The sequence below is a fragment of the Vibrio nomapromontoriensis genome, from assembly GCF_050337205.1.
Lineage (GTDB): Bacteria > Pseudomonadota > Gammaproteobacteria > Enterobacterales > Vibrionaceae > Vibrio > Vibrio nomapromontoriensis.
This window is the reverse complement of record NZ_JAKJSS010000012.1, coordinates 200,790-207,846: the sequence shown is the minus strand read 5'-3', so window position 1 is coordinate 207,846 and position 7,057 is coordinate 200,790. Positions and strand designations below refer to the sequence as shown.

The following is a 7,057-nucleotide window of genomic DNA, read 5'->3' as shown; positions in this document are numbered from 1 at the left end:
TACATTAAGTTAGTAGACTGGACTGCACGTCGATTTCGCGAAGACAAAGCCAGTATGGATGATAATCAACCCGCTATTTTGGCGCGTTTGAATGTCAATCAAAAGAGTTGGTTAACGATATGTACCGCATTAGAAAAGACACGTTCGACAGCCGTTGGCTGTCGCGCACATACAGCCCAAGCTAAGATCGCCCTAAATAATAGAAAGATGCACATCTATCAACTAGAATAAGCCCCCATTTTCACCGCCACTCCTACCCATAGACCAGTGAAAATTCTGGGTACTGTCGTTCGCCTAATTCCTAAATGTAAGTAACGTCTCTTAAGAAACTAGACAGCTTCACCAAAATAGATTGAAGAAAGCTAAAGTATGCAGTTAATTGCTACTTCGAATACGGGAGTGCTTTTTATTTCTTTTTAAGTGTGTGTCCTTTATAAGATTGTTGGCTAAAAAAGGCATTGCTGCCTATGGTAATACGGTTGCAAACACCCCAGCAATCGACTCGATAATAAATAAAGGTACGCGGTTCAATTCAGCCTTTACCGCTTACCCACTATGTGGCCCTTCGCGTGCCTCGTTTTGGACTGGTCGCCTTCCACACCAAAATGGTGTGCACGGCAACAACAGCCCTGATATTCCAACCACCATGCCAACGCTTGGCAAGTTGTTCTCCGAACAAGGCTATGAATGCGTTCACTTTGGTAAACAACATGACTTTGGCTCACTGAGTGGGTTTGAATGTGCTGAACAAATTGAAATGGAGCTCGACGCTCCCGATGCTTTCCCTGTCGATTATGACTCACGCGAAGACGTCTATGCCGAACAAAAGAGCATCGAATTTTTAAACAAGAAACACGATAAACCGTTTGTCATGGCAGTGGACTTCAACAACCCTCACAACATTTGTGGCTGGGTAGGTGAATTTGCAGGCCCCCATGGCGACATTCCAGGCATTGGTCCGCTGTCTCTTCAATATATGTGTTGTCGTCACCACCGTATGCACCAAGCGGCGCATTGGAGTGATTTAAATTATCAACAATACTTAGCGGCCTATTACCACTACACTAAAATGGGTGATGATTGTATTCACAACGTACTGAATGCACTGGCTAACTCAGATGCGGCTGACAACACGTTAGTGGTATTCTTTAGTGACCATGGCGACGCAATGACTAGCCATAAAAACGTCACCAAGTTTAGCTTTTTCTACGAAGAAACCACCAATGTACCATTTGTTATGGCTGGCCCGGGCATTCCAGAAAACGCGCAAAACGACGCATTACTTTCTTTGTGTGATTTAGTCCCAACCCTTTGCGATTACGCGGGCATCGAAATTCCTGTTGGTCTGTACGGCCGTAGTGTGATGCCTCTGATTCGTGGAGAGCAACCCGCTGACTGGCGCGACAATGTCGTTTCACAGTGGTATACCAGCCGCGAAACCATTATTGAACCGGCTCGTATGTTGCGGACTAAAACGCACAAATACACCGTATATCAAGAAAACAAAGACGAAGAGCTTTACGATTTAATCAATGACCCTGGTGAGAAACGTAACCTCGCGAACGACGCAGCTCATGCTGAATTGCTGGCAGAGTATCGCCAGAAGTTCTCCGATTACAGCCGCGAAACCGTCGATCCTTTTAAGGCACTCGCAATCAATGTCGACCCTAAATGGGCAGCGCATGAGCCGGGCTATCACAACCATACTGGCGACTGCGCCATTGACGAGTATTTACGCTCTGTCGGTAAACTCTAATCCCCAAAGCGCTCCCCCTCGAGGAGCATAAAATAAAGCCAAGTCGCCTATTTAGGTGACTTGGCTTTTCTTTTGCAATAATCCTTCCGTAGAACTTTCCACGCCTTCTGTCGGAGGACATTAAACTTTGATCGGAAATGTGCCGCTTCAAGCGATTCGTAGGCTATAAAAAGATAAAGTCTGATCACTTTTGAGACGCATTACTACCAGAAACACGGTGGAAATAACAATAAAGATTGATCAATTTCTGAAACGTTTTTGGACAGAAATGAGTTATTCCCAATCTATACCTAACTTAAGCATATGAGATTCACGTGGTCATTTTTTATCCTATATTAGAGTGGAAAATAATACTCTGTAAGCACACCTTTCTTTCATAAAAAATTAATATAATTGCTGGTTGATTTATTACTTTCAGCCTGTATTATCCCGCCCCGTAAATTTAGCCTTATTACATTAACAAACGGATTATCATGAAAAAATCAATCTTACTTTTGAGCTGCTTGTTCATTTCTTTTTTATCTACCGCTTCAACATTGAACGACTCGATTTATTCTATAGAACAAAGTACCTCGGGTCGCATAGGTGTATCAGTTTTAGATTCCAACGATCAACAATGGCACTATAAAGGGGATGAAAGGTTCCCTATGATGAGTACTTTCAAGACTTTAGCATGTGCAAAAATGCTTCAAGACTCTGATAGAGGCATCTTAGATATAGACAAAACAGCGCCAGTAAAATCCGATGAGCTAATCGCTTGGTCACCAATCACAGAAAAAATGGTTGGTAGTTTAATCACCATTGAAAATGCTTGCGAAGCTACGATGAAAACTAGTGATAATACTGCTGCTAACATAGTCTTACAGCACATCGGAGGGCCACAGGGGGTCACTAACTTTCTACGTTTGGCCGGAGATGAAGTAACTCAATTAGATCGTTTTGAACCTGAACTAAACCAAGCCAAAGTTGATGACCCACGAGATACTACAGCACCAAATGCGATGAATAAGACCTTACATCATATTTTATTCGAAGATGTATTAGCTCAAAATTCAAAAAAACAACTTAAGGCATGGATGCAAGGGAACACTGTTTCCGATTCTTTACTCCGTTCTATTTTGCCAGAAGGATGGTCTATTGCAGATCGTTCAGGTGCAGGGGCTAACGGTTCGCGTGGTATTACAGCTGCAATTTGGAATGATGAGCGCGAGCCATTAATCATTAGTATTTACCTGACACAAACCAACTTATCCATGTCAGAACGTAACAAAGTAATTAATGAAATTGGTAAGGCTATTTTCGAAGAGTATGCTGTAAAATAACTAGATGAGATTGTAATACTATTGACAATAGATATGCCGTACAGCGCCAAATGGGTTGTGTACGGCATGTTAACGACCTTCATTCCTTGGCTATAACTCGTTTCGGGGCAAAGGTGTGTTGCTATCGTCGGTTCATTTTTCCTCTGCCAAGCGGGCTGGCAGAGGAAAAGTGACAAACTTTATTGGAATCGATCAAACTATATTGTCTTCTGACACCTTCTGCTTGGTTTATTACTCAGCTTATTAATTGGTTACTTATCGATACCGTTGGTTATTTAGTCCCCGACACTTGATTCACGTAGCACTTCTTAATGAGTCAAATCACCTACTCCTCTTGGGTAAAGCTGAAAATCATAAACAAAAAAATGCGACTTTAGAAAAGTCGCATTTTAACCATCATGGTTACCAATATACGTTACGCGCCCCTCACGCGCTCGATATGTCGTATGACTCTATCATTTACTTTGTTGACCCAATAAAACGGCGTCGCAGAAGTAACACCAACATCGAAAAAGACAACAAACCTACACTGCCCGCACCCTTACTTTCGCTTGGAGGCGTCCCGCCACCACCAGAATCTGAATCTTCGCAATCACCTTCGACAGGACAAAGGGTTAATTCTGTGGCTTGTCCAAATTGGCTGCTGGTTTGTACGATTGTATTGTCACCTTGAATGTACAACGCTGGGTTATGCCCTTCTTCGGCTCTCCAGTGTCCAGCAAGCTCAACCTCAATCGATACTGCTGGTGTCGGCTTATCATCAGCTTGAATGGCTAATTCGCTTGACGAAATACTCACTAACAAACGTTTAGCCTGCTCTTTAACCAAGACTTGCGCTGCGGTGCTAATGTAACGTACTGGCCCTTGGGTAAATTCACCCTCAGTAAAGTTGCTGTAGCCATACAAATCATTGCTGTGCGATACCATTAATTGACCGCTATCGGTGCGCTCTACCACCTCATAGATTGGCGCGGTTTGCATCTGTAAGGCCAGTTGCGTCATTGCAGAGGGTGACGCGTTCATCACCACAACATATTGATAACTGGCATTATCCGGTGCGACGCCATGGTTAATCCAAGCGGTAGTAAACTCACCCGAAGTAGCTTGCTTAGTTTTGTTATGACGAGAAGATTGGCTCTGACGTTTGACGGTCACTTCCGGCGCATCAATGAGGTAGTATCCCACACTGTTGTCATCAATAATCCAATCCCCTGAACTCAAGGTGTATTCAAATCGAGAGCGGTTTTCATGCATGCCATTGACCCAAATTCCATTTGAGCGGTCTGAATAAGCCACTTGAAACAACGTCGTTTCCGTTGGGTGTGCGCCATCTTGGTTACTGATACCATCGCCAGTTAGGTACAGGTTACCTTGAGAAGACAGCACAAATTTATTCGCCACAAAGCTTGGCTCAAAATTCGCTAAATGCTGGGGAGCTTTATGTTTAAAAGCAAACACACCATATTGCTCATCAAGAGAAGTTGAGCCACTAATGCCTTCATCAGAACGCAGCATCAAGGTTGACGTTCTTGGACTCTCTAACGTATCAAAATCGACATGGATTGTTGTCGTACCAGGGTTTCTATTCCAATCCCAGCCCGCCTCTACGTGTCCAGCGTCGGCATTTTCACCATAAGGAACAACCTGTACGCCACCATGGCTTTGATAACGACCATAACGGTTATCATTGGTATAGATCTCCGCCGACCAAACGTCTTTATTGTACCCCTTAACCAATGCCAAATTATCGCCACTTCTGTGAACCATAAACGCACCACCATTGTAACTCCAGTTACCTTGTGGGATGGCTGCAGGCTCTATGCGTTGACCAAAAATCCCAACGCTATCGGCCGCCGTTTGGTTGCTTATTTGCAGGTAAATTGCCGCCAGTTCTGTATCGAGCGGACTATAGGTCTTAGCGAGTCTTTCAACGCCGTAGGCATAACGAGTGGAGCTTAGCGTCGTGAACGGGTGTCGACCTGAGATCCCGATAGGCACCGCAGGGTTGCTATAACGCCAGCCCGCGACCATCACTTTTTTCAACTTATTTAACGCATCATCCTGAACATGGTAAAGCGTGTCCGAGAGCAAGTGCATCACGATCGCTGCATTTTCAAACGCGGCAAAAGCGTACCCAGGATAGTGACCGTTATGGCGCCACGCCGTACCATCATCACGAAAACCGTCATGATAGCCGGGTGGTGTTTGTGCTACTGCGCCGGAGAAGAAGTGAGAAAATTGCTTCAATAACGCAACACGCTCGTCATCTTCTGGTGTCAGAAGAATCAATGCAAGATGCTGAATAGACAACGTATTGAAGTAATCTAAGTTAGAGCTATCAACATCAAGATCCATGTCGAAGCTTTCTTTGAATTCACGTGACAGCCATAGTAGCGCTTCATACGTTGGCGACAGCAGGTTAGCGGTAATAAGCGAGTCTTCCATCAAAATCGCAGAGCTATACCACCAGCGACCACTGTATCCCCAATGGTGAGTCGTCACCATTGAGCTACCTTGGGCAAAACCTTGATCAATTAAATGACGGGTTAGCAACACATACATTTCTTCTAAGCGGGCTTGGTTACCAGCAAAGCTTGGTTCATGGTAAGCGGCAGCGATATCAAGCATTAACTTGGCGTAGCCCGCTATTTTATTGCCATCGCCATCTGAGTCTCCTAAAATTGCATACTCATCAAATAGTGCCTTATCCTCAGGATTTAAGTAATTGTGCTGATAGATAACCTGCTGCTTATCGGTCAGAATATGACGGCCAGTCATCGTGCCATCAGGCGCCATCTCGACATTAAAGTCCGCGAACTTACTCTCAAGCGCTTCCATATTGCCTGAGTAACCCTTTATCTCTTCGATCAATGCCTCTTTAATGCGATTGGCATCTTCGATTTCTGCTTGGCTGGCATTGGGAATGTTGGCAGGCAGACCAAAATCAATCTCAGGAATGTCATAGCGCGTTTGCACTTGATAGTCAGACCATTGATAGCGCTCATCATCGACCGACACCATCACCCTATCAATGTAGAGTTCTCCCTGCAGATTGCTAGGAGCAACTAGCTGAATTTTCGCAAAGTTGTGTGTCACTTCTGGAGTAAAGTCTAAATTCAACGACACGCCAACAGCTCGCCAGCCGGTAAAGTTAAGCTGGACAGGAAACTCCGTCATACTGGCTGGTTGCTGGTGACTATCGGATAAACGAACGGTTAACTCAGCGTCAATCGCCGTGTCATTGTAGATCCAAAAAGACAGCGCTTGCGTCGCTTTTCGCCCATAGGCATCGGTGGCTTCACGATCGGTTAAGCGCTGAAAAGCATGGTTAATATCTAACGTATCACCATTATTCCAACGCCAAAGCAGCGATTGATCACCAAGAATCGCGCGAGTTGATGTAAGCTCAACTGAATTTGCCTCCACCCAACTCGGTAATGTCGTTTCTTCAAACGTAAGGATCTGAGAGCGTAGCGGATTCGCATGACTCTGACTCAGAAACAAGAACGGTAAAATTAGGAATGCACTTCGCACAAGGCGAGCATAGTTAACTTGCATAGAGGTTCTCCAACCACACAATGAAACACACCGAAAACAAAATATCGACAACAATTAAAATGCAATATATCAAAAGCAATTTATATTTTCGTTTAATTTCGATAATCTTTCGTTATCTTTGTGATCGTCACCATTAACTAATTAAAGCTGTACACAAACATCATGCATAGCCGTAAAGATGAGTGGTAATCAAACTTGAACAAATGATGAGAAATAAGAGAAGACACAACAAATAAAAGTGAAGAGTAAGCACGAAGTTGCATGCGTGCCATTGAGAATAAAAGAAGAGCAATTAATAAGAAGAAAAAAATCAGCGCTTCGGTCGGCCGAGACTCCATGCGCTGCTGAATTTAGCGACTGGCACTTCCGTTAGTGATTTGCATCACCACAAAAATATACCGTGTTATTGCACTAACTGAGC

3 protein-coding genes and 1 pseudogene are annotated in these 7,057 nt (G+C 44.1%); 3 read left to right on the top strand and 1 reads right to left on the bottom strand.

All coding sequences use genetic code 11. The features are described 5' to 3' along the window. The 3 genes and pseudogenes from L4D05_RS16825 to blaGMA form a co-directional block, all read left to right on the top strand. Positions 1-231, top strand: a pseudogene (locus L4D05_RS16825) (transposase); the annotation flags it as partial. A 193-nt stretch (positions 232-424) separates the two neighbouring features. Continuing rightward, positions 425-1,756: a sulfatase family protein gene (locus tag L4D05_RS16820; protein ID WP_428794707.1), complete on the top strand. Its 1,332-nt coding sequence runs from the start codon at positions 425-427 to the stop codon at positions 1,754-1,756. A gap of 473 nt (positions 1,757-2,229) precedes the next feature. Beyond that, the gene (blaGMA, locus tag L4D05_RS16815; protein WP_428794706.1) at positions 2,230-3,078 is read left to right on the top strand and encodes a GMA family class A beta-lactamase; all 849 of its coding nucleotides are present in this window, start codon (positions 2,230-2,232) and stop codon (positions 3,076-3,078) included. Between the two features lie 459 nt (positions 3,079-3,537). Here blaGMA and L4D05_RS16810 read toward each other — a convergent pair whose 3' ends face one another. Then, complete coding sequence (locus tag L4D05_RS16810) at positions 3,538-6,636, bottom strand: chondroitinase family polysaccharide lyase (protein ID WP_428794705.1); 3,099 nt, start codon at positions 6,634-6,636, stop codon at positions 3,538-3,540. Positions 6,637-7,057 lie beyond the last annotated feature (421 nt).